At 56.0% G+C, this 26,865-nt stretch carries 29 protein-coding genes and 1 tRNA gene; 18 read left to right on the top strand and 12 right to left on the bottom strand.

Features of this window, described 5'->3' with window-relative positions; genetic code table 11:
• Positions 1-1,173, top strand: coding sequence for a lysophospholipid transporter LplT (gene lplT, locus ACH518_RS16235; RefSeq protein WP_445370845.1), 1,173 nt, complete (start codon positions 1-3; stop codon positions 1,171-1,173).
• On the opposite strand, the gene ACH518_RS16240 is transcribed toward lplT, so the two are convergent.
• Complete coding sequence (locus tag ACH518_RS16240) at positions 1,118-1,741, bottom strand: TetR/AcrR family transcriptional regulator (protein ID WP_278211658.1); 624 nt, start codon at positions 1,739-1,741, stop codon at positions 1,118-1,120. The two genes, lplT and ACH518_RS16240, sit on opposite strands and share 56 nt — an antisense overlap.
• A gap of 66 nt (positions 1,742-1,807) precedes the next feature.
• Here ACH518_RS16240 and ACH518_RS16245 point away from each other — a divergent pair, with 66 nt between their 5' ends.
• Positions 1,808-2,323 (top strand): NUDIX hydrolase, encoded by a 516-nt coding sequence (locus tag ACH518_RS16245; RefSeq protein WP_445370846.1) that lies wholly within the window; start codon positions 1,808-1,810, stop codon positions 2,321-2,323.
• Here the strand turns inward: ACH518_RS16245 and ACH518_RS16250 are convergent.
• Positions 2,320-2,748: an Hsp20/alpha crystallin family protein gene (locus tag ACH518_RS16250; protein ID WP_445370847.1), complete on the bottom strand. Its 429-nt coding sequence runs from the start codon at positions 2,746-2,748 to the stop codon at positions 2,320-2,322. The two genes, ACH518_RS16245 and ACH518_RS16250, sit on opposite strands and share 4 nt — an antisense overlap.
• A gap of 123 nt (positions 2,749-2,871) precedes the next feature.
• Positions 2,872-2,948, bottom strand: a tRNA-Asp gene (locus tag ACH518_RS16255).
• A gap of 65 nt (positions 2,949-3,013) precedes the next feature.
• Here ACH518_RS16255 and ACH518_RS16260 point away from each other — a divergent pair.
• A complete protein-coding gene (locus ACH518_RS16260) occupies positions 3,014-3,673 on the top strand; it encodes a class I SAM-dependent methyltransferase (RefSeq protein WP_445370848.1) in 660 nt (219 codons plus the stop codon).
• On the opposite strand, the gene dmeF is transcribed toward ACH518_RS16260, so the two are convergent.
• A complete protein-coding gene (dmeF, locus tag ACH518_RS16265) occupies positions 3,636-4,670 on the bottom strand; it encodes a CDF family Co(II)/Ni(II) efflux transporter DmeF (RefSeq protein ID WP_445370849.1) in 1,035 nt (344 codons plus the stop codon). The two genes, ACH518_RS16260 and dmeF, sit on opposite strands and share 38 nt — an antisense overlap.
• A 151-nt stretch (positions 4,671-4,821) precedes the next feature.
• Between dmeF and xseA the strand changes: the two genes are divergently transcribed.
• The gene (xseA, locus tag ACH518_RS16270) at positions 4,822-6,165 is read left to right on the top strand and encodes an exodeoxyribonuclease VII large subunit (protein WP_445370850.1); all 1,344 of its coding nucleotides are present in this window, start codon (positions 4,822-4,824) and stop codon (positions 6,163-6,165) included.
• A 92-nt stretch (positions 6,166-6,257) separates the two neighbouring features.
• Positions 6,258-6,680: an HIT domain-containing protein gene (locus tag ACH518_RS16275; RefSeq protein WP_140912667.1), complete on the top strand. Its 423-nt coding sequence runs from the start codon at positions 6,258-6,260 to the stop codon at positions 6,678-6,680.
• On the opposite strand, the gene ACH518_RS16280 is transcribed toward ACH518_RS16275, so the two are convergent.
• Positions 6,669-7,031 carry a flagellar basal body-associated FliL family protein gene (locus ACH518_RS16280; RefSeq protein ID WP_260839324.1) on the bottom strand — a complete coding sequence of 121 codons (363 nt, stop codon included), beginning with the start codon at positions 7,029-7,031 and terminating at the stop codon, positions 6,669-6,671. The two genes, ACH518_RS16275 and ACH518_RS16280, sit on opposite strands and share 12 nt — an antisense overlap.
• 108 nt (positions 7,032-7,139) lie before the next feature.
• Here ACH518_RS16280 and nagZ point away from each other — a divergent pair, with 108 nt between their 5' ends.
• Genes nagZ through ACH518_RS16295 form a run of 3 tightly spaced genes read left to right on the top strand, consistent with a single transcriptional unit; the run spans position 7,140 to position 9,434 of the window.
• Positions 7,140-8,156: a beta-N-acetylhexosaminidase gene (gene nagZ / locus ACH518_RS16285; RefSeq protein WP_445370851.1), complete on the top strand. Its 1,017-nt coding sequence runs from the start codon at positions 7,140-7,142 to the stop codon at positions 8,154-8,156.
• The gene (locus ACH518_RS16290) at positions 8,149-8,694 is read left to right on the top strand and encodes a hypoxanthine-guanine phosphoribosyltransferase (RefSeq protein ID WP_445373010.1); all 546 of its coding nucleotides are present in this window, start codon (positions 8,149-8,151) and stop codon (positions 8,692-8,694) included. The genes nagZ and ACH518_RS16290 overlap by 8 nt, the downstream gene beginning before the upstream one ends.
• Complete coding sequence (locus ACH518_RS16295) at positions 8,691-9,434, top strand: S-methyl-5'-thioinosine phosphorylase (RefSeq protein ID WP_445370852.1); 744 nt, start codon at positions 8,691-8,693, stop codon at positions 9,432-9,434. Before ACH518_RS16290 ends, ACH518_RS16295 begins: the two co-directional genes overlap by 4 nt.
• A 147-nt stretch (positions 9,435-9,581) precedes the next feature.
• Here ACH518_RS16295 and ACH518_RS16300 read toward each other — a convergent pair whose 3' ends face one another.
• Positions 9,582-9,776, bottom strand: a complete 195-nt coding sequence (locus ACH518_RS16300; protein ID WP_140912663.1) for a hypothetical protein — start codon at positions 9,774-9,776, stop codon at positions 9,582-9,584.
• Positions 9,777-9,901: 125 nt separating this feature from the next.
• Here ACH518_RS16300 and ACH518_RS16305 point away from each other — a divergent pair, with 125 nt between their 5' ends.
• Together ACH518_RS16305 and soxZ are read left to right on the top strand one after the other, a co-directional pair.
• Positions 9,902-10,363: a thiosulfate oxidation carrier protein SoxY gene (locus ACH518_RS16305; protein WP_445370853.1), complete on the top strand. Its 462-nt coding sequence runs from the start codon at positions 9,902-9,904 to the stop codon at positions 10,361-10,363.
• Positions 10,363-10,680 (top strand): thiosulfate oxidation carrier complex protein SoxZ, encoded by a 318-nt coding sequence (gene soxZ / locus ACH518_RS16310; protein WP_445370854.1) that lies wholly within the window; start codon positions 10,363-10,365, stop codon positions 10,678-10,680. Before ACH518_RS16305 ends, soxZ begins: the two co-directional genes overlap by 1 nt.
• Here soxZ and ACH518_RS16315 read toward each other — a convergent pair.
• The 4 genes from ACH518_RS16315 to ACH518_RS16330 are packed head-to-tail and all read right to left on the bottom strand — an operon-like array spanning position 10,677 to position 14,197.
• Positions 10,677-11,636, bottom strand: a complete 960-nt coding sequence (locus ACH518_RS16315) for a beta-ribofuranosylaminobenzene 5'-phosphate synthase family protein (protein ID WP_445370855.1) — start codon at positions 11,634-11,636, stop codon at positions 10,677-10,679. The two genes, soxZ and ACH518_RS16315, sit on opposite strands and share 4 nt — an antisense overlap.
• A 33-nt stretch (positions 11,637-11,669) precedes the next feature.
• Positions 11,670-12,347 carry an HAD family hydrolase gene (locus ACH518_RS16320; RefSeq protein ID WP_445370856.1) on the bottom strand — a complete coding sequence of 226 codons (678 nt, stop codon included), beginning with the start codon at positions 12,345-12,347 and terminating at the stop codon, positions 11,670-11,672.
• Positions 12,344-13,267, bottom strand: a complete 924-nt coding sequence (locus ACH518_RS16325) for a hypothetical protein (protein ID WP_445370857.1) — start codon at positions 13,265-13,267, stop codon at positions 12,344-12,346. Before ACH518_RS16325 ends, ACH518_RS16320 begins: the two co-directional genes overlap by 4 nt.
• Positions 13,268-13,270: 3 nt before the next feature.
• The gene (locus ACH518_RS16330) at positions 13,271-14,197 is read right to left on the bottom strand and encodes a GGDEF domain-containing response regulator (protein WP_445370858.1); all 927 of its coding nucleotides are present in this window, start codon (positions 14,195-14,197) and stop codon (positions 13,271-13,273) included.
• A gap of 157 nt (positions 14,198-14,354) precedes the next feature.
• On the opposite strand from ACH518_RS16330, the gene ACH518_RS16335 reads away from it, so the two are divergent.
• The 5 genes from ACH518_RS16335 (at position 14,355) to ACH518_RS16355 (ending at position 21,054) form a co-directional block, all read left to right on the top strand.
• Complete coding sequence (locus tag ACH518_RS16335) at positions 14,355-15,911, top strand: Re/Si-specific NAD(P)(+) transhydrogenase subunit alpha (protein WP_140912656.1); 1,557 nt, start codon at positions 14,355-14,357, stop codon at positions 15,909-15,911.
• Positions 15,912-15,921: 10 nt separating this feature from the next.
• Complete coding sequence (pntB, locus tag ACH518_RS16340) at positions 15,922-17,310, top strand: Re/Si-specific NAD(P)(+) transhydrogenase subunit beta (protein WP_445370859.1); 1,389 nt, start codon at positions 15,922-15,924, stop codon at positions 17,308-17,310.
• 211 nt (positions 17,311-17,521) lie between these two features.
• Positions 17,522-19,243: a lysophospholipid acyltransferase family protein gene (locus ACH518_RS16345; protein ID WP_445370860.1), complete on the top strand. Its 1,722-nt coding sequence runs from the start codon at positions 17,522-17,524 to the stop codon at positions 19,241-19,243.
• 22 nt (positions 19,244-19,265) lie between these two features.
• The gene (locus tag ACH518_RS16350) at positions 19,266-20,294 is read left to right on the top strand and encodes a M14 family zinc carboxypeptidase (protein ID WP_445370861.1); all 1,029 of its coding nucleotides are present in this window, start codon (positions 19,266-19,268) and stop codon (positions 20,292-20,294) included.
• On the top strand, positions 20,275-21,054 hold the full coding sequence (locus tag ACH518_RS16355) for an alpha/beta fold hydrolase (protein ID WP_445370862.1): 780 nt from the start codon (positions 20,275-20,277) through the stop codon (positions 21,052-21,054). The genes ACH518_RS16350 and ACH518_RS16355 overlap by 20 nt, the downstream gene beginning before the upstream one ends.
• Here the strand turns inward: ACH518_RS16355 and ACH518_RS16360 are convergent.
• The gene (locus ACH518_RS16360) at positions 21,047-21,364 is read right to left on the bottom strand and encodes an H-NS histone family protein (RefSeq protein WP_278211638.1); all 318 of its coding nucleotides are present in this window, start codon (positions 21,362-21,364) and stop codon (positions 21,047-21,049) included. The two genes, ACH518_RS16355 and ACH518_RS16360, sit on opposite strands and share 8 nt — an antisense overlap.
• A 62-nt stretch (positions 21,365-21,426) precedes the next feature.
• On the bottom strand, positions 21,427-22,143 hold the full coding sequence (locus ACH518_RS16365; RefSeq protein ID WP_140912651.1) for a DUF2914 domain-containing protein: 717 nt from the start codon (positions 22,141-22,143) through the stop codon (positions 21,427-21,429).
• A 130-nt stretch (positions 22,144-22,273) separates the two neighbouring features.
• On the opposite strand from ACH518_RS16365, the gene ACH518_RS16370 reads away from it, so the two are divergent.
• From ACH518_RS16370 to ACH518_RS16380, 3 genes are read left to right on the top strand one after another with little or no spacing between them, the layout of a single operon-like run.
• Positions 22,274-25,111: a 2-oxoglutarate dehydrogenase E1 component gene (locus tag ACH518_RS16370; protein ID WP_278211636.1), complete on the top strand. Its 2,838-nt coding sequence runs from the start codon at positions 22,274-22,276 to the stop codon at positions 25,109-25,111.
• Entirely contained in the window at positions 25,101-26,291 is a 1,191-nt protein-coding gene (odhB, locus tag ACH518_RS16375; protein ID WP_445370863.1) for a 2-oxoglutarate dehydrogenase complex dihydrolipoyllysine-residue succinyltransferase, read from the top strand. Before ACH518_RS16370 ends, odhB begins: the two co-directional genes overlap by 11 nt.
• Entirely contained in the window at positions 26,252-26,848 is a 597-nt protein-coding gene (locus ACH518_RS16380; RefSeq protein WP_140912648.1) for a hypothetical protein, read from the top strand. Before odhB ends, ACH518_RS16380 begins: the two co-directional genes overlap by 40 nt.
• Positions 26,849-26,865: the final 17 nt, after the last annotated feature.

The raw sequence follows: 26,865 nt of genomic DNA on the forward strand, positions 1-26,865 counted from the left end.
ATGAACAAATCCATTTATCCGTTGCTGGTTGCGCAATTTCTCTCGGCCTTTGCCGATAACGCCATTTTGTTCACGGTCATTGCAATGGTGATGCAACAAGCGGAACCGGCCAGTTGGTACGTGCCGGCATTGCAGAGCGCATTTTTGGTGGCTTTCGTCGCGTTGGCACCCTGGGCGGGCGGCTTTGCCGACAGCCAGCCTAAATCGCGGGTACTGATCATCGCCAATCTGATCAAAGCCGGCGGCGCCGGGTTATTGCTGGTCAAGGTCGAACCTTTGCTGGCTTATTGCCTGGTCGGCGTCGGCGCCACGCTCTACAGCCCGGCCAAATATGGCATATTGCCGGAGTTGGCCGGACACAATGCCTTGGTCAAAGCCAATAGCTGGGTCGAGGGCTCGACCATTTTAGCGATACTGACCGGTATGCTGGTCGGCGCCAAGCTGGCCGACCATTCCGTCACCTGGGCTTTGCTGGCCACGATCGGTCTGTACTCGGTATCGGCTGCGACGACGCTGTTTTTGCCGACAGGATTGCGCAAAACAATAGGCGGCGGCTCGAAAATCCTGCTGTTTTACCGCGAGGTCAAAGATTTTCTGTCGGTACCGCGCTCGCGGTTTGCAGTGTTGGGCGCTTCGCTGTTTTGGGCGGCGGCGGCCAGCGTCCGGGTCATCATCATCGCCTGGGCGCCGTTGGTGTTGATGCTGCACAATGCCAGCGACATCGCCAACCTGACGCTATTTCTGGCGTTGGGCATCATCGCCGGCTCAGCGCTGGCACCCCACTTGATTCCGCTGGAACATCTGCGCCGGGCAAGGCTTCCTGCCTATGCAATGAGTGCGCTGATTGTGGCATTGAGCTTTACCGACGCGATCTGGCCGGCGCGCGGCGTGCTGTTTTTGATGGGGACCGCCGGCGGATTGTTTATCGTGCCGATCAACGCCGCCTTGCAGGAAATCGGCCAACAAAGCATCGGCAGCGGCGGCGCAGTGGCGATGCAAAACTTTTTTCAAAACGCGGCAATGTTGCTGGCGGTCGGTTGCTATACCCTGGCCGCAGCGGAACAGGTGACTCCAATCGCGGCTATGGTCGGATTGGGGCTGCTATTGCTGGTAGCGACTATTCTGGTGGCATGGCATTTGCCGGATTCGGCGCAATCTTCCAGCCCTGAATAAAAGTCCAAACCAACAACTCCACCGCCTTTTTCGCGGCTTCGACTTCGCCGGCTTGCTGCTCGCCGGTCAAGGAGAGGATGCAGATGCCGTGGATGCCGCTCCACAACGCACGCGATGCCAGCCGGCTCCGCTCGGCGGAGACATCCTGCGCTAGCTGGCCGAACAAGGCTTCGGCAATCGCGAACATTTGTTCGACCTTGGCTTGGTACCAATCCGGTACCGGCGCATCGCTCTGGGCATCGAAAATCATCCGCCAGCGGTTGAAATGGCGGGCGGCAAATTGCAAGTAAGTATCCGCCAGCGCCATCAACTGCTGTTCGGCGCCGCCGTCGGTAACGCTTTGTTGCAGGTGTTCGGCAAGTTGCTCCAAAGTTCGCGCCTTAACGTGGGTTGCCAGATCGTTCATATTGGCGAACACCATGTAAATGCTGCCGACCGTATAGCCGATCTCCAGCGCAATCTTCCTGACCGTCAAAGCATTAAAACCATCCTCGATAACAATGGTTTCCGCCGCCTTCAGCACCATTTCCCGGATCTGCTCCTGACTATGCTCGCTTCTTCTTGCCATGTTCGCTCGATAATCCATCAAAAACGGTTACGATACACGACCTTGCCATAGGAATCGATAGCTGACATGTCAAACGAACTGCTCGACGTGGTCGACGAACTCGACTGCATTCTGGAACAGCGCCCGCGCCAGGAAATCCACGCCACCGGCCGCCGTCACCGCGCTGTGCATATATTGGTGTTTAACGACCGCGACCAGTTGTTTTTGCAAAAACGCTCGATGCTGAAAGATCTGAACAAAGGTCTGTGGGACACGTCTGCCGCCGGCCATGTCGACGCCGGCGAGACCTACGCCGATTGCGCGCCGCGCGAGCTGGAAGAAGAGTTGGGAGTGGCCGCCGCCGATTTGAAAGCTTTATTCAAACTGGAGGCCTGCCCGGAACTGGGCATGGAGTTTATTCAGGTCTACCAAGCCCAACATAACGGGCCGTTCCAATTGGCAGCGGACGAAATAGACGAAGGCGGCTGGTTCCCGCCCACTGCCATAGACGATCGGGTCGCCAAAGACGACCCGACCATGACCGAAACCTTCAAGATAATTTGGCGGCGTTACCGCCAGATTGTGCCGCCAGCAGGCGGTTAATCAATACTCAAACGCTGGCCGCCTTTGCTTTGGGCTTTGACCAGATTCAAGGTCAGGATGCCGTTGTCGTAGCGGGCTTTACTAGCGCCTTGATCGATGTCTACCGGCAACTGAAAACTGCGTGAGACCTGCCCAAAATAACGCTCGCTGCGCAAAGGTTTGTCGTCCTTGTTCTGGGTATCGATCTGGCTGATTTCGGCGCGGATACTGACTACGTTGCCTTCGATCTGGACATGGATGTTTTCTTTCCCGGCACCGGGCAATTCGGCGTGAACGACGTATTCGTTCGGATTTTCTTTAATATCGACTTTAATCTGCGCCGGCAACGGATCGCCGTGTAAAGGGCGGACCCAATAGCCCGGACTGATATCCCGAAACAACTCGTCAAACAGATTACCGCCGACAAATGGACTTAAGCTGCTCATAGCATTTCTCCTTACAGTTTCTGCGGGAAATGCGATGATACAAAATTGGGCCTGCATTGCAACCGAGGAAAATCCCAGGAAATTGTTGCGGCTCGAGAGCGAAAGGAGATGAGAGAAAACGATTGGCGGAGCGGACGGGGCTCGAACCCGCGACCCCCGGCGTGACAGGCCGGTATTCTAACCAACTGAACTACCGCTCCGCGTTGGTGAGCCGCTCATTATACGAGCTGATAAAATACGGTCAAGTAAAAAATCGGTATCGACCTTGGACAACTCGACCTGCCCGCTTTGCACCAGCAACGAAACAAACCATTTTCATCGCGACCGGCAACGCGATTACCGCCGCTGCGCAAAATGTTGGCTGGTGTTTGTGGATAGCAGCCAACATTTGAGCGCGGACGCGGAAAAAGCGATTTACGATCTGCATCAAAATCACTCGAACGATGCCGGCTATCTTAACTTTCTGTCGCGGCTAGCGTTACCGCTGACCGGCCTGTTGCCGCCCGGCTCGGAAGGGCTGGATTACGGCTGCGGCCCCGGTCCGGCAATCGCCAGTATGCTTGAGGAATACGGACATCGCGTCAAACTATACGACCCGATTTACGCCAATCATCCCGCACATTTGCAGCAGCAATACGACTTTATCACCTGCACCGAAGTCATCGAGCACTTTCGCGAGCCTGGGCGGGAATTCGGCCGTCTGTTCGGTTTGATTCGCCCCGGAGGTTGGCTGGGTATCATGACTAAATTGGTAATCGATGCGGACGCCTTCAGCCGCTGGCATTACAAGAACGACCCGACCCACATCGCTTTTTTCTCGCGACCCACTTTAACGTGGCTGGCCGAGCACTACGACTGCGCGATCGAATTCATCGGCGGCGACGTCATCATTCTGCAACGCAATCGGCACCGACGCAGCAATTGACTTCCACCGTGACGTGATCCAACTTACCGAACCTCGCCAACAGGCACTTGTAATATTGCGGCGGCTTCGGGCGCTGCGTGACCAGACCGATAATGGCGGCATAGTGGTTGGCGCTGACCGGCCAGATGTGCAGATCGACAACGCGGCATTCGCCGTCCTGTTCCAAAACGGCCCGTATTTTGGCGGCGTAAGCGGAATCGATACTCTGATCCAGCAAAATCGGGCTGGTGTCCCTGATCAAACCGACTGCCCAAATCAATATCACCCCGGCACCGACAAATCCCATCACGGTGTCCAACCAGACCCAGCCGTAATATTTACCGGCTAACAACGCGATAATCGCCAATACCGAGGTCAGTGCGTCCGCCACCACGTGCAGATAGGCCGCTCGCAAGTTATGGTCACGGTGGCCGCGGCTTTCATGTTCATGTTCATGTTCATGTTCATGTTCATGTTCATGTTCATGTTCGTGTTCGTGGTCGTGGTCGTGGTCGTGGTCGTGGTCGTGGTCGTGGTGATGATGGTCGCCGTGATGGTGGTCGTGATGGTCGCCCAATAACAACGCACTCACCAGATTGATCAGCAAACCGACTTCGGCCACCAAAATTGCTTCGTCGAAATGAATGGCCTGCGGTGCCAACAAGCGTTCGATCGAATCGGCCACCATTACGAATGCCACCATCGCCAAGGCGATTGAGCTGGCAAAACCGCCCAATACGCTGACCTTGGCCGGGCTAAAAGCAAAGGTTTGGTCGTGCTGATGAATCCGACTGTAGCGGTAGGCAAAAATAGCAATCATGAAGGCGACGACATGAGTCGCCATATGCCAGCCGTCCGCCAGCAAAGCCATCGAGTGGAACTGCATGCCGGCGGCAATTTCCACCAACATTGTGCTAAACGTCAGTGCCAGCACCCATTTGGTCCGCCGCTCGCCTTCACGGTTAATCCTGGCGAAATCATGAGAATGCTGCCAATTGCCGAGTTGATGTTCATGCATGAGTCGAATCCTTGTCGTCCACCAAAACCTTAACTGCACCATTCTAACCCAGCTCTCCGGCAAAAACCGCCGCTCAGGAGAAGCCGACCGGAAACCGCAGAATCGGCTTAGAATAGGGCCATTAAGCTAAGCAGCCACCCTACCCCGCTCAATGACCGATTCCGAAGCTATCTACAGCGTTTCCGAACTCAACCGCGAAACCAAGCGCCTGTTGGCCAACCACTTTCGAACCGTGCAGGTACAGGGCGAAATATCCAACCTGAGCCTGCCTTCGTCCGGCCACTATTACTTCACGTTGAAAGATGCCCAGGCCCAGGTTCGTTGCGCCATGTTCAAGGGTCAGCAGCAACGATTACGTTTCAAACCGGCCAATGGCGACTCGGTTATCGCCACCGCCCAGGTCAGTTTGTACGAGCCGCGCGGCGATTACCAGCTGGTGGTGGAACATCTGGCGGAAGCCGGGGACGGCGCCTTGCGGCTTGCGTTCGAACGCCTGAAACAGAAACTGCTGGCCGAGGGTTTGTTCGACCAGGAACGCAAAAAACCGCTACCTACCCTGCCGGACTGCATCGGCGTGATTACTTCGGCCAGCGGCGCCGCGATTCACGATATCCTCAGCGTATTGAGACGGCGTTTTCCGGCGATACCGGTCCTGATTTATCCGGTTGCGGTACAGGGCGAGAACGCTAAATTCGAAATCAGCGCGGCATTGGCCAAAGCAAATCGCGATCAGCAAGCCGACGTTCTGATTTTGGCCCGCGGTGGCGGCTCGCTGGAAGACTTATGGGCGTTCAACGAGGAAATCGTCGCCCGTGCCATTGCCGCCAGCAAGATTCCGGTGATCTCCGCCGTCGGTCACGAAGTGGACTTCAGCATAGCCGATTTCGTCGCCGACATGCGCGCGCCGACGCCGTCGGCGGCCGCCGAATGCGTGGTACCGGATGCGAATAGCTTGCTCGGCGCATTTGCCAGCTTCGAGCGCCAACTGCAGCGACTGATACAGCAAAAACTACTGCGTCAGCGCCAGCAGCTGGAGTGGCTGGAAAAAGCCTTGCGCAGCCAGCATCCCGGCCAGAAGCTGCAACGCAATGCTCAACGCCTGGACGAATTGGAATTGCGCCTGCAACATGCCATGCAAAACCGGCTGGCTCATGCCCGCCAGCAAGCGGCGATCCGCGAACAGCGCTTGTACCGCAACCAACCGCTGGCGGCAATCAATGCTCAGCAACGGCAATTGCAATTTTTCCGGCAACGGCTTCAAGCTGCGGTAAACGGCAAAATTGCAGTGTTAAAAAGCCGTCACGCTGCCGCAGCGCAAACCTTGCAGGCCGTCAGCCCACTGGCCACGCTGGTACGCGGCTATGCTATCGTTCGGCGCCACGGCTCGGCACAGGTGATCAAGTCGGTAAGCCAGCTAAACTCCGGCGATCTGCTCGATACCCGCTTGGCCGACGGCCGAATCGTCAGTCGCATCATCGATATTGCCGACGGTTAACTTTGCTTTGGAAAAACACCACCAATACTGCCGGCGAAGGCAACACCAATTCGGCCTGCGGCGGAATCGGCCGACATTTATAAGAGGTAGCAATGACCGATTTTCAACTTCACCCGCAATTGCGACGGGATTGTTTTAGCGTTGGCAGTCTGGCACTGTCGGAACTGCTGATGATGAACGACAGCCAATATCCCTGGTTCATCCTGGTGCCGCGTCGAGCCGATATCACAGAAATATACCAGTTAAATCCCGCGGACCGGCATACGCTGCTGGAAGAGTCCTGCCTGTTGGCAGAGGCGTTAGACCGGTTGTACCGGCCTGACAAACTGAACATCGCCGCAATCGGCAATCTGGTACCGCAACTACACCTGCATCACGTAGCGCGTTACCAAAGCGACAAAGCCTGGCCGGCGCCGGTTTGGGGAAAGTTTCCAGCCCTGCCCTACAATGGCGAACAACCGGAGCAGCGCCTCGCGCAACTGCGCGAAACGCTGGGAGAATGGTTATTGGATTAAAAACTCGGAAAAGAAGACATCTCTGAAACCGTCGCTATTCTGAATTTTAACCAGCAAGTCGGTAATCAGTTGTTTGGTTTTCAGGCGCAAGGCCTCGCGTTGTTCCATGGACTGTACATCCGCGACATGCATGCCGCTCAACATCATGATCATTTCGTGACGTAAGAGCGGCATATGTTTTTTGACTTTCTCGACATGCTCGGCGCCTTCTACCAGCAACTGCACGTTGATCATCAGATACCGTTTCGGTTCGGCCAGATTCACCGTAAATTTCGGCTTCATTTCGATGTATTCGATCACCGGCCCGGCGCTTTCGTCGGCCTTTTTCTCGCCCGAGTTGGCCTGCGCCATAAGCGGCGCCATTACTAAACAGAGCAACAAAATAAATGTTCGCACGGATTCCTCATATAATGTGGTGGTAACGCCAAAAAGTATATTCCATTTTCTGCATTTATCACGATGAAACCACTCGCTATCGGCCCGGTGATGATCGACATCGCAGGCCACAGCCTGACTGCGCTGGACCTAGAAAAAATCGCTCATCCCAATACCGGCGCCTTGATCCTGTTTGCCCGCAATTACGAAAATCCGCAACAGGTTGCCGAATTGATCCGCAACATTCGTCAGGCCCGCAACGGCGATATTCTAATCGCCGTCGACCAGGAAGGCGGCCGGGTCCAACGCTTCCAAACTGGCTTTACCCGCTTGCCGGCGGCGGCGCGTTACGCCGAGCGACCGGAATTGGCGGAAGCGGCCGGTTGGCTGATGGCCAGCGAGATTTTGGCCGTCGGCGCCGACTTCAGCTTTGCCCCGGTGCTGGATGTGGACTGCGGCATCAGCACGATCATCGGCGACCGCTCGTTTTCTCAAGTCCCGGAACAAGCCGCCGAACTGGCCGGCAAATTCCGCGCCGGCATGCGCGCCGCCGGCATGGCTGCCACCGGCAAACACTTCCCCGGCCATGGCGCGGTGGCACTGGATTCGCATCTGGACTTACCGATCGACGAGCGCGACCTGGAAGTTATTCGCCGCCAGGATTTGGTCCCGTTCCGGCACTTGATCGCGGAAGGCTTGGAAGCAGTGATGCCTGCGCATGTGCTTTACCCGCAGGTCGACCGCTATCCGGCCGGATTTTCCGAGATTTGGTTGCAGCAGGTACTGCGCCGGGAATTGGGTTTCGACGGCGCCATTTTCAGCGACGACCTGAGTATGGCCGGCGCCGCCAGCATCGGCGACTTCAACGAGCGCGCCGGACTGGCTCAACAAGCCGGTTGCGACATGCTGCTGGTGTGCAATAACCCGACGGCCGCCGAACAGGTATTGGACACTTTACCGACCAACCGCGACGAAAAGCGCGAACGACGCCTGCAAGCCATGCGCGGTCGCAGCAACTTGAGTCTGGACAATTTGGCCGAACACCCGCAATGGCGCCAATTTTCCCAACTAATCACCGAATTTTATGAATCCTTTGCTTGAAGAAATCGAGTTGGTCAAACAACAGGCGCTGTTGTTGCACAGCGAGGCCGAGGTCGAGGCGGCGCTGGACCAAATGGCGGCCAACATCAATCGGACCTTGGCCGACAGTAATCTGTTGCTGTTATGCGTCATCAACGGCGGCATCATCGCCGCCGGCAAGTTACTGCCGCGGCTGGACTTTCCGTTGACCTTGGACAGCATCCACGCCAGCCGCTACCGCAATGCCACGTCCGGCAGCGATCTGCACTGGCTGTACAAACCGACGACCCCGCTCTCGGGACGCTCGGTATTGATCGTCGACGACATACTGGACGAAGGCCACACGCTGCAAGGCATCATCGACTATTGTCTGGAGCAAGGTGCGGAACAAGTCTTCACCGCCGTGTTGTTCGACAAGCAACTGGATCAGGAAAAGCCGGTTACACCGGACTTCCTCGGCTTGACCGTCGCCAACCACTACTTGTTCGGTTACGGTATGGATTACAAGGGTTATTTGAGAAACGCACCGGGCGTCTTCGCCTGCAAGGAAGTGTTATGACATTGGCAATTATCGGCGGCACCGGCCTGACCCAAATCGCAGAACTGAGCATTACCGGCGAACAAACCCTGGAAACGCCGTTCGGCTCACCATCTGCGCCATACGTATTCGGCGAATTGAATGGACACTCCCTGATATTCCTGGCCAGACACGGCAATCCGCACCGGATTCCACCCCATAAAATCAATTACCGCGCCAATATCTGGGGTTTGCACCAACTGGGCGCCACTGAAATCATCGGCGTCGCCGCGGTCGGCGGCATCGGCGCAGCGATGGAACCGGCCAAGATTGCGATTCCGACACAATTGATCGATTACAGTTACGGCCGCGAACACACGTTTTTTGCCGACGAGCTGGAACACGTGACCCATATCGATTTTACCGAACCGTATACTCCGAGTTTGAGGCAGCGTATCCTGCGGGCCGCCAACACGGCCGGCATCGAGGTATATGATGGGGGCGTTTACGGCTGCACCCAGGGGCCGAGACTGGAGACGATCGCGGAAATCAAACGTATGGCCAACGACGGTTGCGATTTGGTCGGTATGACCGGGATGCCGGAGGCGGCGCTGGCCCGGGAACTGGAAATTCCGTACGCCAACATTTCGGTGGTTGCCAACTGGGCAGCCGGCATCGTTGACGGCGAAATCACGATGGCCGAAATTGAGAAGAATCTGCTGACCGGCATGAGCAATGCAATTAAGCTACTAAAGGCAACAGTGCTGTCGTCGCCGACATGATTCAACCAAAAACGGGAGCTGGCGCGACCCGGACAATTGCGCCAACCCCCGCGAAAGATCGGAACCGACACCCTCGGTTCCTATAAGTATCCGTCTAGTCGAGCCGGCCCTTTGCGGAGAAGATCGCTCCGGCTCGACGGCGGAAGCTTATTTGGTTAGACCGCCTTTATGCAGTACGTCGGAACGGTAAGCCGAATTACTGGAGTCTTCGGCGATATTTTTGGCTGCTGTTGCATATTTGTCGTGTTCGGCATTTTTTACCATCAGCACCGCGCCGGCGACCAATACGACGGCAACAGCTATGTATGTCCAAAAATTGTCTTTTTCTTGTACTTCGTTCATTTGATACCTTCCTTTTCTGGTTTTTTAGTGGTGGTGCTGAAAATGTTTTCAACGCGGCACAAGATAACAAAGGAACCGGACGGAATTTTGATATACGTCAATCTTTCTATGGTTATTACAACCCGATGGCGCATTCTCGGCGGAAGTTTCTGAAACACAGCGGCATATTGGCGGCCGGCGGGCTACTGCTTGCCGACACGGCAGACGGCATTGCCGCGCGGGTGGCTGAAGATTTTGCCGCCAGCGACTTCACCGATCGTTATGCCAAACTATTCGGCGACCAAGCCGTCGTCGACAGCGAATCAATTGAATTGATTCTGCCGGAAATCGCCGAAGACGGTGCCGTGGTGCCGGTGACGATCCGCAGCGAATTGGACGGCATCGATCGGCTTTATCTATTGGCCGATAAAAATCCGACGCCGCTGGTTGCCGAATTCGAATTGGCGCCGGTGGTGGCGGTATATCTCACCGCGCGAATCAAACTGGCGGAATCCTGCCGAGTGACCCTCATCGCCCGCTGCGACGGCGGCTTGTTGCGTTGTAGCCGTTGGGTCAATGTGATGCGCGGCGGCTGCGGGAGCGGTTAATGAACAGCATCAAGGTGCGCAGCCGGCGGGAAGGGGAATTGATCGAGGTGAAGGTGCTGATCGAACATCCGATGGAAAACGGCCGCAACCGCGACGCCGCAGGCAACTTGATTCCGGCCCATTTCATCGAACAGTTGTCCCTGACATTGAATGCGCAACCGCTACTGACGGTAAATATGGCGGGCAGCGTGTCGAAGAATCCCTTCTTCAGTTTTCGGTTGAAGCAAGCTGCCGACGGCGACGTGCTTCGCGTTGACTGGCGCGATAACCTCGGTTCAAGCGACAGCGCCGAACATCGAATCGGCGTTAACCGCTAAGCGTCGCTGAATTCCGCCGGCAGATTTCTGGCGCTGGCAAGCGTAAAACTCAACGGCGAATCCGCGAATTTCCGCCGCAAGTCCGCTAGCAAGCCATCCGCAACTTCCGGGCTGGCCACGGCGCAAAAACCGGTCGGCCCCCAAGAGGTTTGGCCGATGGCGACCGCGCCCTGCTCCGCCAGGTAAGCCATTGCCGCCGCGACTTCGGGGCTGGTGAACACGCCGCCCTGCACCGGCGCGAAATGCTCGCCGACGGCTTGCTGCAATAAGGTGATGACATCGCCGAATTGCTGCAGATCGTGTTCGGCCAAAGCCGGTAAACCGCGCATCAACAGCAGATAGCACAAGCGTTCGGCTTGGGCCTGCGGAAACGGCGGCAATTCGCTGAAAGCGCTGACCTCCTGCTCGCCGTGCAATCCCTGACCGCGTTGGTCGAAAACCAAAACGAAACGCCAGGCATCCGGAACCGCCATTTGTGCGATCACGGGCGGCGTCACGGTATTGGGGCCACGGCCGCCGTCGACAATCACCCCGCCTTTTTCGAAAATCCCGATTCCGATCCCGGAACGGGCACCGCGGTCCGACAACTGGGCAATCTCCCGGACCGACAGGCCCAGTCCGTAAAATCGGTTCAATGCGGCCCCGACCGCTAACGCCATTTGCGTCCCCGAACCCAGACCGATATGTTCCGGAATCGCTGCGGCGATATCGATCCGCAACCGGTCAGGCACCCCGGCATATTCGCAAAACTGGCCAACGCAGCGGCGGGCGCGTTCGGCGCCCGGCCCGTTAACCGTCAACTCGTCGGCAAGGCTGACGCTGAGCCGAGTGTTGATTTCGTTCAAGGCTACGCCGATGCTGCCGAAATGCCGTCCCAAGCCGCCGCTCAGATCGATAAACCCCATGTGCAGCCGGGCCGGAGCGATCACTGTGACTGATTGGAATTGCGCTTTCACCACCAGGATTCCCTTAGCAAAAATGAGGCGGCATTATAGCGGAAGCGAGCCCTGAGCCGAGAGTAAATCAGCGACTTGGTACAAATCGGCCATCACCCTATCGGCCAAGCCGACAGCCTCCGGCGCCGCCGCCGCGGTCGATGGCACCATGATGCAGCGTGCGCCGGCGGCTTTTGCCGCCCGGACGCCGACCGGCGAATCCTCCAGTACCAGGCAATCGGTAATCGGACAAGCCAAGGCGTCGGCCGCACGCAAAAACAGATCCGGCGCCGGCTTGGCCCGCATCACGGTATCGGCGGTGACCATGACGGTAAACACCTGTTGCAATCCGGCCGCTTGCAGGCAGCGTTCGGCGTTGGTGCGGCGGCTGTTGGTCGCCAGCGCATAACTCAAACCGCAGCGGTTGGCGGCGGCCAAAACCGCCCAAAAACCGGGCTTGACGGCGATACCGTGGCGCTCAACGTGCTCCACCCAATAGCGGCTGCTCAAGCTTTGAAATTCGCCGATATCGAATCCGCTGCCGCCATAGTCCTGCAAGCGTTGCCGAACCACATCACCCGAACAACCGGACAAGCTGGTGCAAAACTGCTCCGACAATTCGCAACCCATATCCGCCGCCGCCCGCCGCCACGCCGCGAAATAAGTGGTCTCGGTATCCAAGACCAGCCCGTCCAGGTCGAATATCAGTCCCGCCAATCGCCAAGACGTCAACGCAACACCTTGATATATTCGCCGATGGCTTCCCGGGTAGAACCGACTACCAGACGCTTGCGGCCATGTTCATCGACTTCGACCCAGCCGGCGGCCTGAATCCATTCGCCTTGTTGGGCCTGGCCGTTAAAGGTCGCGGTAAAACTGACCACGCTGTCGATTTCGGCATGTTTCAGCGCAAAACAAGCCGGATAATCGAAACTGAAACGGTCGTCGGCCACTTCGGCTTCTATCCGGGCAAAATCCAACTTGCGGTAATTTGCTGTCGTCGAGTCGGCTTCGCTCAGTAGCGACAAATCGAATTTGCGTTGATTGATCATGCCCTTGTTATATTTGCGTTGCTCGTGCCAGATGTAGTCGTCCAGCGCAAAATCGCAGGCGCGGCGCCGGTAGGCCTCCAGCCAATCGGCATCGTTCAAGGCCTGCAGTCGATCCTGGGCGATCAGCGCCTGCACGGTGTAGCGGGCACGATGAAACTCGTCGCGGTCGTAACACACCAGATCGATATCGGAATCGCGGTTTTGCATCCCCACCAGCAACGAACCGGTGACGCCGAACAATTCCAGCGCCAAACCATTTTCGGCGAACAGTCGGCACAAGTGCTGCAAGTCAGCCAACACCGCATCGGCCGGCTGCTGCCGCAACAGTGCTTGCAATTGCTTGCGGGGCTGGTAGTGCCGGACGATCGCGGACGCCGGTACGGCGTGGACGTCGGCGTCGATCACCGCCGAATAATGCAAATAGTGCGGATAAGACTGGCGCAGAAAATCGTTCGCAAAATCGGTGCCGACTTTGCGCCAGCGGCCATCGACGCGCAAATAGCGCAGAAAACATAGAACCTTGTCCTGCTCCAATCCGCTGCTGACGGCAGCGAAGATCAAGCCTTCGGCAGTCTCGACGAAATCCTTGGCGAAATACACGGCTTAGTCGATCTCGACTCGGTTGCGGCCGTGCTGTTTGGCTTTATATAAAGCCGCGTCGGCCGCCTCCAGCATGCTATGCGGAGATTTGTATTGGCCGACGAACGTCGCTACGCCCAAACTCAGGCTGACATAGCCTCCCGGCGCCGCTTCGTGTTGCAGCTGCTTGTTCCAGATATCCTCGCGAATCAGCTCCGCCAGACGCCTGGCTTCGGACAGGGGCGTGTCCGGTAATATGGCCGCAAACTCTTCACCGCCGTAACGGCAAATCAGATCGCTGTCGCGCTCGAGTTGGGCGCGGATGCTTTGCGCCACCTCGATCAAGCAAGCATCGCCTTGCGGATGGCCGCGGCTATCGTTGTACTGCTTGAAGTAGTCGATGTCGCAAAGCAGTAAGGTCAACGGCGATTTGGTCCGCCTTGCCAATGCAAATTGCACGGAAAAATTGCTATCGAATTGGCGGCGGTTGCCTAATCCCGTCAGTTGATCCAGCAAGGTCAAACGTTCCAATTCGCGATTGACCCGCTGCAATTCCTGCTGAGCTTGCTGTAACTTCACCCGCATCACGTAAATCCGCTCCATCGCCATGACCGTGAAACGCAGGCGCACCGGATTCAGCGGCTTGGACAAGTACGCGTCGCCGCCGGACAGTACGCCGTGAACAAACGATTCGTCGTCATCGTGCGTGGTCAAAAAAACCACCGGAAACCAATCGGCTTTTTTTAGCTCGCGGATCGCTTTGGTGGCTTCGAATCCACTCAAATTCGGCATTTCCACATCCATCAGAATCAGATCCACATCTTGATCGGCGACATATTGCAATGACTCGGCACCGTTTTCCGCGAAAGCCACTTCGTGCCCCATTTCCCGCAAACACTCGGCTGCCAGTTGGCGAATGGTTTTGCTATCGTCTACTACCAAAATTTTCATCGTCAGATTATCAACGGCATGGGCAGGGTCGCGATGATAGCTTAAATCCGGCAGGCCGCAGAAAACAATTGATTAAAGCCAATCAATCACCTATTCTCGCCCGCGGGTTTTTCGGCCTATGCGATCCGTTATATCCCTCCACACAACAGGAGAAATTATGAAAATCGGTGTTCCCAAAGAAATCTACGACGGCGAAAAACGCGTTGCCACAACGCCGGAAGCCGCGGAAAAAATAATAAAACTGGGGTTCGAAATGCTGCTGGAAAGCGGCGCCGGAGCAGACGCCAACATCTCCGACGACGCTTATCGCGCCGCCGGCGTGCAGATTGTCGGTACGGCTCAGGAACTGTGGCAGCAAAGCGACATCGTCATGAAAGTCCGCGCCCCGCAGCACCATCCGCAACTCGGCATCGACGAAGCCGACTTACTGCGCGACGGGCAACATCTGATCAGTTTCATCTGGCCGGCGCAGAACGAAGCGCTGATGCAGAAATTAGCCGCCAAAAACGCCACGGTACTGGCGATGGACAGCGTACCGCGCATGTCCAGGGCGCAGAAAATGGACGCGTTAAGCTCGATGGCCAACATCGCCGGCTACCGCGCCATCGTCGAAGCCGCCCAACATTTCGGCCGCTTCTTTACCGGTCAGATCACCGCCGCCGGCAAGATCCCGCCGGCCAAAGTGCTGGTGATCGGTGCCGGCGTCGCCGGTCTGGCCGCGATCGGCGCCGCCAAGGGCATGGGCGCCATTGTCCGCGCCTTTGACACCCGGCCGGAAGTCAAAGAACAAATCGAGAGTATGGACGCCGAATTCCTGATGCTGGATTTCCAGGAAGACGGCTCCGGTAGCGGCGGCTATGCCAAGGTGATGTCCGCAGAATTCATCGCCGCCGAAATGGCCTTGTTCGCCCAGCAAGCTAAGGAAGTCGACATCATCATCACGACCGCATTGATTCCTGGCAAACCGGCGCCGGAACTGATCACCGCCGAGATGGTGGCCTCGATGAAACCGGGCAGCGTCATCGTCGATCTGGCGGCCGAGCAAGGCGGCAACTGCGCATTGACCGAGAAGAACCAAGTCGTGGTCAAACACGACGTCACCATCATCGGTTACACCAACCTGCCGAGCCGGCTGGCCAACCAGTCCAGCCAACTGTATGCCACCAATTTACGGCATTTGCTGACCGACCTGTGTCCGACCAAGGACGGTACGCTGAACGTCAACTTCGACGACGAAGTAATTCGCGGCGCCACCGTCATCAAAGAAGGCAAAATCACTTGGCCGCCGCCACCGCCGCAATTGTCGGCCGCCCCCAAAGCGGCTGCGGCCGTAGCGGAAACCGCTATCGAACCGAAAAAACCGCTGCTACCGGAGCCGGTACGGCAATTTTTGCCGATGGCATTGGCCGGCCTGGCGTTATTTGGGGTCGGCGCGGTGGCGCCGGCCTCGTTTTTGGCTCACTTCACCGTATTCGTGCTGGCCTGCTTCGTCGGCTACATGGTGATCTGGAACGTAACGCCGTCGTTGCACACGCCGCTGATGAGCGTAACCAACGCCATCAGCGGCATCATCGTCATCGGCGCTTTGGTGCAAGTGTCTTCAGCCACCGAAATCGTCGCCGGCCTGTCGGCTCTGGCGATCCTGATCGCTTCGATCAACATCGCCGGTGGCTTCCTGGTCACCCGGCGCATGCTCGCCATGTTCAGAAAATAGGGGAAACGCAATGTCGAACGGAATGGTAACCATGGCCTATATTGCGGCCTCTATTTTATTCATCCTCAGCTTGAGCGGCCTCAGCCGGCAAGACACCTCGCGGCGCGGCAATTACTTCGGTATGCTGGGCATGGCGATTGCGATCATTGCCACGGTACTCAGCGAAGATGTCACTGCCTACGGCTGGTTGAGTGTAGCCTTGTTGATTGGTGGCGCCATCGGTGCCCGTGCCGCCGCCAAGGTGGAAATGACGCAAATGCCGGAACTGGTGGCGCTGATGCACAGTTTGGTCGGCATGGCCGCGGTATTGGTCGGCTATGCCAGCTTTCTCGACCACTCCAACACCCTCACCGGAGTCGAGCGCACGATTCACGAACTGGAGATTTACATCGGCATCTTCATCGGTGCCGTCACTTTCTCCGGCTCGGTGATCGCTTTCGGCAAACTCTGCGGCAAAATCAACGGCAAGCCGGTGTTACTGCCGGCCCGCCATTGGCTGAATCTGGGTTTGTTCGTCGCCACCTTCATCTTGGGCGGGAGCTTTCTCGACGGTGCCGCCGCCGGCGGTGGCATGACGCCACTGTTGATCATGACCGCTATCGCCCTGGTATTCGGCGTGCATATGGTGATGGCGATCGGTGGTGCCGACATGCCGGTGGTGGTGTCGATGCTGAACAGCTACTCGGGCTGGGCGGCGGCGGCCACCGGCTTCATGCTCAGCAACGACTTGCTGATCGTCACCGGTGCATTGGTCGGTTCCAGCGGTGCGATTCTGAGTTACATCATGTGCCGGGCGATGAACCGCCATTTCTTGAGCGTAATCGCTGGCGGTTTCGGCAGTGCCGGCGGCGAAGCGGCGGAAGTGGTCGGCGAAGTGCAGCCGATAGAGGTCGAGGAAACCGCACAACTGCTGCGCGATTCGAAAGACATCGTCATCATCCCCGGCTACGGCATGGCGGTTGCCCAAGCTCAACACACGGTCAATGAAATTACCAAATACCTGACCAGCCACGGCAAGAAGGTGCGTTTCGCGATCCATCCGGTCGCCGGGCGGATGCCTGGTCATATGAACGTGTTGTTAGCGGAAGCGAAAGTGCCTTACGACATCGTATTCGAGATGGACGAAATCAACGAGGACTTCCCCCACGTCGACGTCTCGATCGTCATCGGCGCCAACGACATCGTCAACCCGTCGGCCCTGGACGATCCGAACAGTCCGATTGCCGGCATGCCGGTACTGGAATGCTGGAAAGGCGGTACCACCATCGTCATGAAGCGCTCGATGGCGTCGGGCTATGCCGGGGTCGGCAACCCGCTGTTCGTTCACGACAACACCCGGATGCTGTTCGGCGACGCCAACGATAAATTGCAGGCTTTATTAAAGGCGCTGCAAGGCTGATTTACCGGCCAAGCTCCACGAGATCAGTTTTCGGCAAGCCTATAAAGTTCTCGCCGACAACATCGCAACCGGCCCGTCTACGCCAAGGCGGGCCGGCATTCGAGTTCAAGCCGGTTTTCCGGCCCTCCGCCCCCAGCGCCAGCTTTGACATATTTCTGACATATTCGCTGTCTAGAATTCGCGGCATACCGTTATTTCTGGACTCTCTTCGATGATCGACGCCGAACGCATACTGCATGAAACCTACCCCGACTTCAAATTAGGCAAGGACAACACATTGGTGGTCAAAGCTTTGAAAAAGCTGATCCACGAAGACGATTTCAACGACGTGATCCGCAAAAACCAGCACTTACGCGGCTTTGCGTTTTTAGACAAACTGCTGAAATACTTCAACTTCAGTTACCAGATCGGTAACGACTCCTACAACAACATCCCTGCCGAAGGCCGACTGATCATCGTCGCCAACCACCCGATCGGCACCCTGGACGGGCTGGCCTTAGTGAAACTGATCCGCTCGGTCCGGCCCGACGTACGCATCGTCGCCAACCGCGTGCTATCCCACATGGAACCGTTGCAATCGATCTTCCTGCCGGTCGACGTGCTGTCCGAAAAAAAGAAGTTCAAGGACGTGTACAAGACCATGATCGACGCGCTGGAAAACGAAGAAGCCGTGATTTTTTTCCCGGCCGGCGAAGTTTCGCGCATCACGCCCAAAGGCATCCGCGACGGCGCCTGGCAAAGCGGATTCGTCAAACTGGCGCGCAAAACCCAGTCGCCGGTACTGCCGATTTATATCAAGGCCAAGAATTCGGCCTTGTTTTACAGCGCCTCGACGCTTTACAAACCGCTGGGCACGATGTTGCTGGTCAAGGAGATGTTCAACAAAAAAGGCCAGGAAATCAAATTCCTGGTCGGCGCACCGGTGCCGTTCCAAGCGCTCGCCGACAGCCCGGAAACCAACAAACAACTCAGCCAGCGCTTTCGTAAGCATGTGCAAAACCTGGGCAAGAAAAACAAGGCGCCGCTGTTCGATACGGTCGCCACCGTGGTGCATCCGTCCGATACCAAAGCAGTCAAAAAGGCCTTGTTCCAGTCCCGCTTACTGGGCGAAACTCGCGACGGCAAAAAAATTTTTTTGTACCAGTTCCGCGACGACTGCCCGGTGATGCAGGAGATTGCCCGGCTGCGGGAATTGACCTTCCGCACCGTGGAAGAAGGCACCGGCCTGGCGCTAGACTTGGATAAGTTCGATATCTATTACAGCCACATCGTGTTGTGGGACGACAACGATCTGGAAATCGTCGGCGCCTATCGCATCGGCGACGGCCCGGCCATCATGGCCAGCCACGGCATCGACGGTTTTTATACGCAAACCCTGTTCGATTTGCGCGGCGAGTTCGTCGATTACTTACCCAACAGCATCGAACTGGGCCGCAGCTTCGTCCAACCGCGTTATTGGGGCCAACATAGTCTGGATTATTTGTGGTACGGCATCGGCGCTTATTTAAGGGAACGGCCCGACATCAAATACCTGTTCGGTCCGGTCAGCATCAGCAACGCCTATCCGCACGCCGCCAAAGAACTGATCATCGGCTTTTACCGGCAGCAATTCGGTGCCGAGCCGCATCAAACCAAAGCCCGCAAGCCGTTCATCATTTCCGAGGCCGGCCAGGCCTTCGCCGCCAGCGAATTCAATGCCGACTATTCGACCAGCTTCAAAGTACTGAACAGCGAATTGAAAAAACTCGGCGTCAAAGTACCCACCTTATACAAACAATATGTGGAATTGTGCGTGGATAAGGGTTGCCATTTCATCGATTTCAATATCGATCCGGACTTCAACAATTGCATCGACAGCCTGATCATGGTCGAAGTCGACAAAATCGCGCCGAAAAAACGCCAGCGCTATATCGAAAAATCCTTGGCCGGGTAATCCACCGCGCACCGACCGACTCATGAAACAGCGTCCATTCCCTGAACTGGAGCAATTGGAAACAATTGTCGCCCGCTTGGGCAGCCGCGCCCAGTGCGAGGTCGTCGAAACCGTCGAACATGCCGGCCGCCGGTTTCCGATCCACTGTCTGACGATAGGCTCCACCGCGCCGGATGTGCCGGTGCTGGCCTACTTCGGCGGCGTACACGGCCTGGAAAAAATCGGTTCCGAAGTGATTTTGGCCTATCTGCATACGCTGTGCGAGTTGCTGGATTGGGACGAAGAACTGAACCAACGTTTAAGCAAAGCTCGCCTGGTGTTCATGCCCCTGGTCAATCCGGTCGGCGTGTTTCGGGGGACCCGCTGTAACGGCCGCGGTGTGGATTTAATGCGCAATTCGCCGATCGAAAGCGACGGCAATACCCGCTTATACAGCGGCCAGCGCTTGAGCCCGAAACTGCCCTGGTACCGCGGCGACGAATCCAAGATGGAAAAAGAAGCCCAGGCCCTATGTCGGGTGGTGCACCGCCACCTGTTCGACGCGCCGCTGGCGATTGCCGTGGATCTGCATTCCGGCTTCGGTATTCACGACCGCCTGTGGTTTCCGTACGCGTCTCGGCAAACGCCCTTTCCCGACCTGGCCGACGCCTACGCATTGAAACAGTTGTTCGACCGCTGCTACCCGCACCATTTTTATAAAATCGAACCGATGAGTCAGGAATATGTGATAAGCGGCGATTTATGGGATTACCTGTACGACGACTTCACCGACCGCTACCGGCAACGCAAGCTGTTCTTGCCGCTGACACTCGAGATGGGCTCCTGGCTCTGGCTAAGAAAAAGCCCGACTCATTTATTTCAACGCCACGGCTTGTTTCACCCGCTGTTACCGCATCGGCAACAACGCATATTGCGCCGTCATTTAACCTTATTCGACTTTTTGTTTCGATGCTTGTTGTACCCAAATCGATGGGCGAAATTCGACGAGTCGCAACGGGAACTGAATCAAAGCCAGGCATTGGAGTTATGGTATGGCCAGCCACCGCACTGAAGACTGGATACTGCTGCGCGGTCTATGCCGAGAGGCCGGCCATTGGGGAAATTTCCCCAGCTTGCTGCAATCGGCATTTCCGGCCGCTACCGTCCATTGTATCGATTTACCGGGCGCCGGCACGTTCCACCGTGAGACCAGCCCGAAGCGGATAGAAGAGATCAGCGAATGGGTACGTCAACGGGCGGCGGAAGCCGGTATGCTGCAGCGGCCGGTCAACCTTCTGGCGCTGTCTCTGGGCGGCATGGTGGCCTGGGAATGGTTGCAGCGATATCCGGGCGATATTGCCGGCGTTGCGCTGTTGAATACCAGCTTTGCCGGGCTCAGCCCATTCTTTCATCGCCTGCGCTGGCAAAGCTACCGACGCTTGCTGCAAATTATGCTGGAAAAGGATGTCTACCGCAGAGAGTTGGCGATTATCCGCCTGACCAGTAACCGCCGCGACTACGACCATGAACTGGCCGAAACCTGGGCCCATATTCAACGACAAAGACCGGTCAGTGTCAGAAATGCGCTACGTCAACTGTACGCAGCGTCGCGCTATCGGCCGACTGCTTGCGCAAACCAAACTCCGGTACTGCTATTGAGCGGAAAAGGCGACAGAATCGTCGCTCAGGAATGTTCGAAAGCCATCCATGGCCGATGGAATGTTCCATGGCTAAGCCACCCTTGGGCCGGACACGACCTGATATTGGACGACGGCATTTGGGTGGCTGAGCGCTTACAGGATTGGACGAAGCAACTATCCGGAATTACTTGATTTCGAATTCGGATTTATCGCGACCTGCCGCCAGCAGTTCCTGCATCCATTTCGGCGCCAAACCTCTGCCTGACCAAGTCAATGCCGAATTGTTCGGGTTGCGGTATCGCGCTGCAACTTTAGAGACTTTTCTTTCGGACTTTTTATCGCCGTCGTGAATATCAACGGTCACACCAATCGACGCGGCCAACTCTTTAATTTGGGCGATAACTTCTTTACGTTTGCTGAATTGCCTTTCTTTCAACGCTTTTTCGGCATTATCGATAACGGCTTGTAACTCTGCTTCGGATAATTTATTAAAATCAGTCATATTTTCCTCTTTAATCAAAAGACGGCGCGGATTCTATCACTAAGTTTTAGCGAAAAAAACTATTATTCCGCGGATAATGAAAATTTCACCTCAGAGTATACCTTACCTTTCTTATCCGACAACCTTACTTGCCACTCGCCGACGTCTTTATACGACAAAGTTTTGCTTGACCATACCTTGGAGCGGGTTTCTTTCAAATCTAATTGTTTATGCTGCACTACTTGTTTGTTTCGCAACCACTCGTGAAATAACACCAGCCTTCCCGGATTTTTTATCTCGGTAAAATAAAACAACTCTATAGGTTTTCCCTTTACCACGGCAAACGCTCCTGCTATTGGCTGGTCGGGTTCGTTATCTTTCAACCGGGTATTCAGCGAAGCGCGAATCACCCGGCGATCGAAAATAATGCCCAGCGGACGCGTGCCCAGCAGCTCGGTTTTGGTGTTCTCCGCTTGCAACTGTTGTGCAAGCGGAATCTCCTTGGTATACACCTTATTGATAGCCAAGCCATCGGCCGCAGGCGGCTCCGAGTTGTTTGCGCTGGAAATCTGATTCGACTCAGGCTCTTGAACTTTTCCAGCCGTATCGGTCTGAGTATTGCCCGGCTGCTCGGATCCGCTAAACGTAAAGTACAAAAACAGCGAAAATAGCAGCAGTAAAACCAAGGCAATAGCGATTCTTCCGGTATGCCAAACAGTAATAGTCTGCGGCGGATTTATCTGCTTTGCCGTTTTAGTTTTATCGTAGTTTATTTTTATAACGACTCTATTATCCGTCATGCCTTTGCCTTGTTAATAAAACAGAACTTGCGCCGAAACCGCGACCGCTATCATCACCCCACGCTTGGTAATATAGCATTTTCGCTCTAACATAATTGACTTCAACTTGCCGATAACCAGGACGTTTGCAATGAGTAGCTTGCTTAAAGAATTCGAAGAATCCTCCTCGCTGTACGGCGGCAATGCCCACTACGTCGAATACCTGTACGAACAATACTTGAATGCGCCGGATACCATAAGTCCCAGTTGGCGCGCCCGCTTTGACGCCATCCGCAGCGGCTCGGCCGAAGACACGCCGCACAGCGCGATTGTCGACCGGTTCGAGAAACTGGCTATCGCCGAACCGGGCAAACTGGCCCGGATGCAGGGCTTTACCGAACAAAGCGTAAAGAAGCAATCCGCCGTGGCTCGCTTGATCAACCACTACCGGGTCAAAGGCCACCAAATCGCCGCCAACAATCCGTTACGCGGCTCACCGACCGTCCCGGCCGATCTGGAGCCCTTGTATTACGGCCTGACCGAAGCGGATATGAGCACCTTATTCGATACCGGCGGCCTGTGCGGTATCGACCGCCTGCCACTGAAAGCCATCCTGCAGACCTTGAAGGAAATCTACTGCGGCAGCATCGGCAGCGAATACATGCACATCGTCGACGACGAATCCAAACGCTGGATCAAGAACAAGTTGGAAGGGGCAAAACCCGACTTCTCCAGCCACCCGGAAAAACGCATCTGGCTGCTAAAACTACTCATTGCCGCCGAAGGCCTGGAGAAATTCCTGCACCGAAAATACGTCGGCCAAAAACGCTTCTCGCTGGAAGGCGGCGAATCGCTGATCCCGATTCTCGACGAATTGATTCAACGCGCCGGCGAACACAAATTCAAGGAAATTGTCATCGGCATGGCCCACCGCGGCCGGCTCAACGTACTTATTAATATACTCGGCAAAAGCCCGGCCGTGTTATTCGGCGAATTCGAAGGCACCCACACCTCTTCCCCCGGCGTGCTGACCGGCGACGTCAAATACCACCAGGGTTTCTCTTCGAACATCGCCACACCGGGTGGCCCGATCCATCTGACACTGGCGTTCAACCCCTCGCATCTGGAAATCATCAATCCAGTGGTGGAAGGCTCGGTCAAAGCCCGCCAGGACCGGCACGGCGTCGGCGGCATCGATGCGATCGTGCCGATTTTAATTCACGGTGACGCGGCGTTTGCCGGCCAGGGCATCGTCATGGAAACCCTGAACATGTCGGAAACTCGGGCATTTTCCACCGGCGGCACAGTACATATCGTTATCAATAACCAGATCGGTTTTACGACCAGCAATCCGTTCGACGCCCGCTCTACCTTATACTGTACCGACGTAGCCAACATGATTCAGGCGCCCGTGTTCCACGTCAACGGCGACGATCCGGAAGCGGTCATTTTCATCACCCAATTGGCGCTGGATTACCGTAACACCTTCCATAAGGACGTGGTGATCGATTTGATCTGCTACCGCCGCCACGGCCATAACGAAGCCGACGAGCCGGCTGCCACCCAGCCCATGATGTACAAAGCCATCCGCGACCATTTGACGCCGCCGCAAATCTACGCGCAGAAACTGATCGCCGACGGTGTCATCGACGAGGCCGGGGTGCAACAACTGGAACAGCATTATCTGCAACAACTGAACGAAGGCTTGCCGGTTTCGCGGCCCATCATCGAAAACAAGGCCTATTCTTACTCGGCACGCTGGGAACGGTTTCTGAATAAACACTGGGACATTCCGGCAGATACTTCCGTCACGCCGGAGCGAATTCGGTTCTGCAACCAGCGCCTGCAATCCTTGCCCGAGGGTTTCGAATTGCATCCGCGCGTCGCAAAAGTCATGGAAGACCGCAACAAGATGGCGGCCGGCGAAATGCCGATGGATTGGGGCTTTGCCGAGAACATGGCCTACGCCACCGTGCTAATGGACGGTTACGACTTACGCCTGACCGGCCAGGACATCGGCCGCGGCACCTTTTCCCACCGCCACGCTATTTTGCTGAATCAAGCCACTGGCGAAAATTACATACCGCTGAAGCAGCTGGCCGAAAACCAGGGCCGGGCACAAATTTTCAACTCGCTGCTGTCGGAGGCAGGCGTACTCGGCTTCGAATACGGCTACAGCTCGACCGAACCCAACAAACTAATCATCTGGGAGGCGCAATTCGGCGATTTCGCCAACGGCGCCCAAGTCGTGATCGACCAATTCATCAGTTCCGGCGAAACCAAATGGGGCAAACTCAGCGGCTTGGTGATGCTGTTGCCGCACGGTTTCGAAGGCCAGGGCCCGGAGCATTCCTCGGCCCGCCTGGAACGCTATCTGCAATTATGCGCCGACCAGAATATCCAGGTCTGCGTACCGACCACCCCGGCCCAAATTTTCCATTTGCTGCGCCGGCAAGTGGTGCGCGAATACCGTAAACCGCTGATTGTAATGAGCCCGAAAAGCCTGCTGCGTCATAAACTGGCGGTGTCGGAACTGGACGAACTGGTTAACGGCGAATTCCAGACCGTGATCGGCGAACAGGACGATATCGATCCATTTCACGTCACGCGCTTGATTCTCTGCTCCGGCAAGGTTTACTACGACTTGCTGGAAACCCGGCGCGCGGACGACCTGAAGCACGTGGCGATCGTCCGTATCGAACAACTGTACCCGTTCCCGAACGACCGTTTCAAACAGGAGATTGACAAATTCCCCAATCTGGAACAAATCTACTGGTGCCAGGAAGAACCGAAAAACCAGGGCGCCTGGTACCAAAGCAAGCACCATTTCTTCGATTTGGTGGACAACAACATCCCGATTCATTATGCCGGCCGACCGCCTTGCGCCGCGCCGGCGGTGGGTAATTACAAAACCCACTTGCAAGAACAACGTGCGGTAGTTCATGCCGCTCTTTACGGAAACAACGAAGGAAACAAACATGAGCTTTGATATTTTGGTACCCAGTCTCCCCGAATCGGTGTCCGACGCCACGCTGGTCGCTTGGCACAAACAGGCCGGGGAATGGATCAACGAAGGCGAAAATCTGGCCGACCTGGAGACCGATAAAGTGATTCTGGAAGTGCCGGCCCCGAAATCCGGCACACTGGAAGTCATCGTCGTTCAAGACGGCGAAACCGTCGTCGGTGGCCAGTTGCTGGCCAAGCTCGATGTGCAGAGCGCCAAGGCGACCGCGCCGGCGGCAAAGCCGGAGGAAGCGCCGCTCAGCCCGTCGGTCCGCAAACTGGTAGCCGAAAAGGAACTGGACCCAAGCTCAATCCACGGCTCCGGCAAACACGGCCGGATTCTGAAAAGCGACGTGCTGGACTATTTGCAAGACCAGCAAGTGCAGCCGGAACCGGCGCCCGCCGTGGTTGCTTCAGCGGCCGACAGTAGCCATTCTCCGCTTTCCGCGACGGCTATTGCCGCATTGCGGCCTGAGCAACGGGTACCAATGACCCGGTTGCGGGCCAAGGTTGCCGAGCGGCTGTTGCAGGCCCAACAAAACGCGGCAATGTTAACCACCTTCAACGAAGTCAACCTGAAAGCGGTCATCGAACTGCGCAACCAATATAAAGACCGGTTCGAAGCCAAGCACAACATCAAACTCGGCTTCATGTCGTTTTTCGTCAAGGCGTCCATCGAAGCCTTGAAACGCTTCCCGGCCATCAACGCCTCGATCGACGGTAACGACATCATCTACCACGGTTATTACGACATCGGTATCGCCGTCACGACTCAGCGCGGCTTGATCGTGCCGATTTTGCGCGACGCCGACCAGCTCGATTTCGCCGGCATCGAAAAAGGCATCCACGACTTCAGCAACAAAGCCCGCAACGGCTCGATCAGCGTCGAAGACCTCAGCGGCGGCACCTTTACCATCACCAACGGCGGCATCTTCGGCTCGATGCTGTCCACACCGATCTTAAACCCGCCGCAATGCGCGATTTTGGGCATGCATGCGATCAAGGACCGGCCGGTGGTCGAGAACGGCGAAATCGTGATCCGGCCGATCATGTACCTGGCCTTGTCCTACGACCACCGTCTGGTGGACGGCAAGGAAGCGGTGCAATTCCTCGGCATCATCAAGGAATGCTTGGAAGCTCCGGCGCATTTGCTGTTGAACATCTAAAAATCGATTGCATTTATATGAGATTCTTTGGGTTAGTTGTTTTATTAACTTGCTTCATTTCAATAGGACATGCCGAAACCACAAAATCCGGTATCCCTGCTGAGCTAGAGATTCAAATAAAAAAGCTGACTGAATTATTAAGTGACTCATACGGCTCCTCTCCGTCGAAATCTTGGGAAGTACAAGCCATCAGCCTAAATTCAATTGCGGTTAACTTTCTGGCAATTTTTACTCTTGAAGGTTACACCGGCGGCAACGGCTGGACTCAATATCTGGCTGTTTTCGAATTTGGAGAAGGCGAGAATGGCAAACCAGATAGTTACCCATTGGTTGACTTCATGCCTGTAGGCGGTAAGGGGTGCCGGACAATCCCGAAGCTTGATGTAAAAACAACCTATTTAAACACCCATGGTGATAAGGTTTTCACGCTTGATGTTCTGGAAAATACAGAGAATGATGCGCCGAATTTTCCAACTAGAAAATCAACAGCTGATATCACTCTAAAAAACGGCCGCCTCACTGAACAAAACCAGAAATGTCAAGGTGCCTGGGACTAACCCTCAATTCAACTTCC

The sequence above is a fragment of the Methylomonas sp. HW2-6 genome, assembly GCF_052474525.1.

Coding starts and splice junctions, on each gene's coding strand:
- lplT (WP_445370845.1), top strand. CDS start 1: ATGAACAAATCCATTTATCCGTTGCTGGTTGCGCAATTTCTCTCGGCC.
- ACH518_RS16240 (WP_278211658.1), bottom strand. CDS start 1,741: ATGGCAAGAAGAAGCGAGCATAGTCAGGAGCAGATCCGGGAAATGGTG.
- ACH518_RS16245 (WP_445370846.1), top strand. CDS start 1,808: ATGTCAAACGAACTGCTCGACGTGGTCGACGAACTCGACTGCATTCTG.
- ACH518_RS16250 (WP_445370847.1), bottom strand. CDS start 2,748: ATGAGCAGCTTAAGTCCATTTGTCGGCGGTAATCTGTTTGACGAGTTG.
- dmeF (WP_445370849.1), bottom strand. CDS start 4,670: ATGCATGAACATCAACTCGGCAATTGGCAGCATTCTCATGATTTCGCC.
- xseA (WP_445370850.1), top strand. CDS start 4,822: ATGACCGATTCCGAAGCTATCTACAGCGTTTCCGAACTCAACCGCGAA.
- ACH518_RS16275 (WP_140912667.1), top strand. CDS start 6,258: ATGACCGATTTTCAACTTCACCCGCAATTGCGACGGGATTGTTTTAGC.
- ACH518_RS16280 (WP_260839324.1), bottom strand. CDS start 7,031: ATGGCGCAGGCCAACTCGGGCGAGAAAAAGGCCGACGAAAGCGCCGGG.
- nagZ (WP_445370851.1), top strand. CDS start 7,140: ATGAAACCACTCGCTATCGGCCCGGTGATGATCGACATCGCAGGCCAC.
- ACH518_RS16295 (WP_445370852.1), top strand. CDS start 8,691: ATGACATTGGCAATTATCGGCGGCACCGGCCTGACCCAAATCGCAGAA.
- ACH518_RS16300 (WP_140912663.1), bottom strand. CDS start 9,776: ATGAACGAAGTACAAGAAAAAGACAATTTTTGGACATACATAGCTGTT.
- ACH518_RS16305 (WP_445370853.1), top strand. CDS start 9,902: ATGGCGCATTCTCGGCGGAAGTTTCTGAAACACAGCGGCATATTGGCG.
- soxZ (WP_445370854.1), top strand. CDS start 10,363: ATGAACAGCATCAAGGTGCGCAGCCGGCGGGAAGGGGAATTGATCGAG.
- ACH518_RS16330 (WP_445370858.1), bottom strand. CDS start 14,197: ATGAAAATTTTGGTAGTAGACGATAGCAAAACCATTCGCCAACTGGCA.
- ACH518_RS16335 (WP_140912656.1), top strand. CDS start 14,355: ATGAAAATCGGTGTTCCCAAAGAAATCTACGACGGCGAAAAACGCGTT.
- pntB (WP_445370859.1), top strand. CDS start 15,922: ATGTCGAACGGAATGGTAACCATGGCCTATATTGCGGCCTCTATTTTA.
- ACH518_RS16345 (WP_445370860.1), top strand. CDS start 17,522: ATGATCGACGCCGAACGCATACTGCATGAAACCTACCCCGACTTCAAA.
- ACH518_RS16350 (WP_445370861.1), top strand. CDS start 19,266: ATGAAACAGCGTCCATTCCCTGAACTGGAGCAATTGGAAACAATTGTC.
- ACH518_RS16355 (WP_445370862.1), top strand. CDS start 20,275: ATGGCCAGCCACCGCACTGAAGACTGGATACTGCTGCGCGGTCTATGC.
- ACH518_RS16360 (WP_278211638.1), bottom strand. CDS start 21,364: ATGACTGATTTTAATAAATTATCCGAAGCAGAGTTACAAGCCGTTATC.
- ACH518_RS16365 (WP_140912651.1), bottom strand. CDS start 22,143: ATGACGGATAATAGAGTCGTTATAAAAATAAACTACGATAAAACTAAA.
- ACH518_RS16370 (WP_278211636.1), top strand. CDS start 22,274: ATGAGTAGCTTGCTTAAAGAATTCGAAGAATCCTCCTCGCTGTACGGC.
- odhB (WP_445370863.1), top strand. CDS start 25,101: ATGAGCTTTGATATTTTGGTACCCAGTCTCCCCGAATCGGTGTCCGAC.
- ACH518_RS16380 (WP_140912648.1), top strand. CDS start 26,252: ATGCTTGGAAGCTCCGGCGCATTTGCTGTTGAACATCTAAAAATCGAT.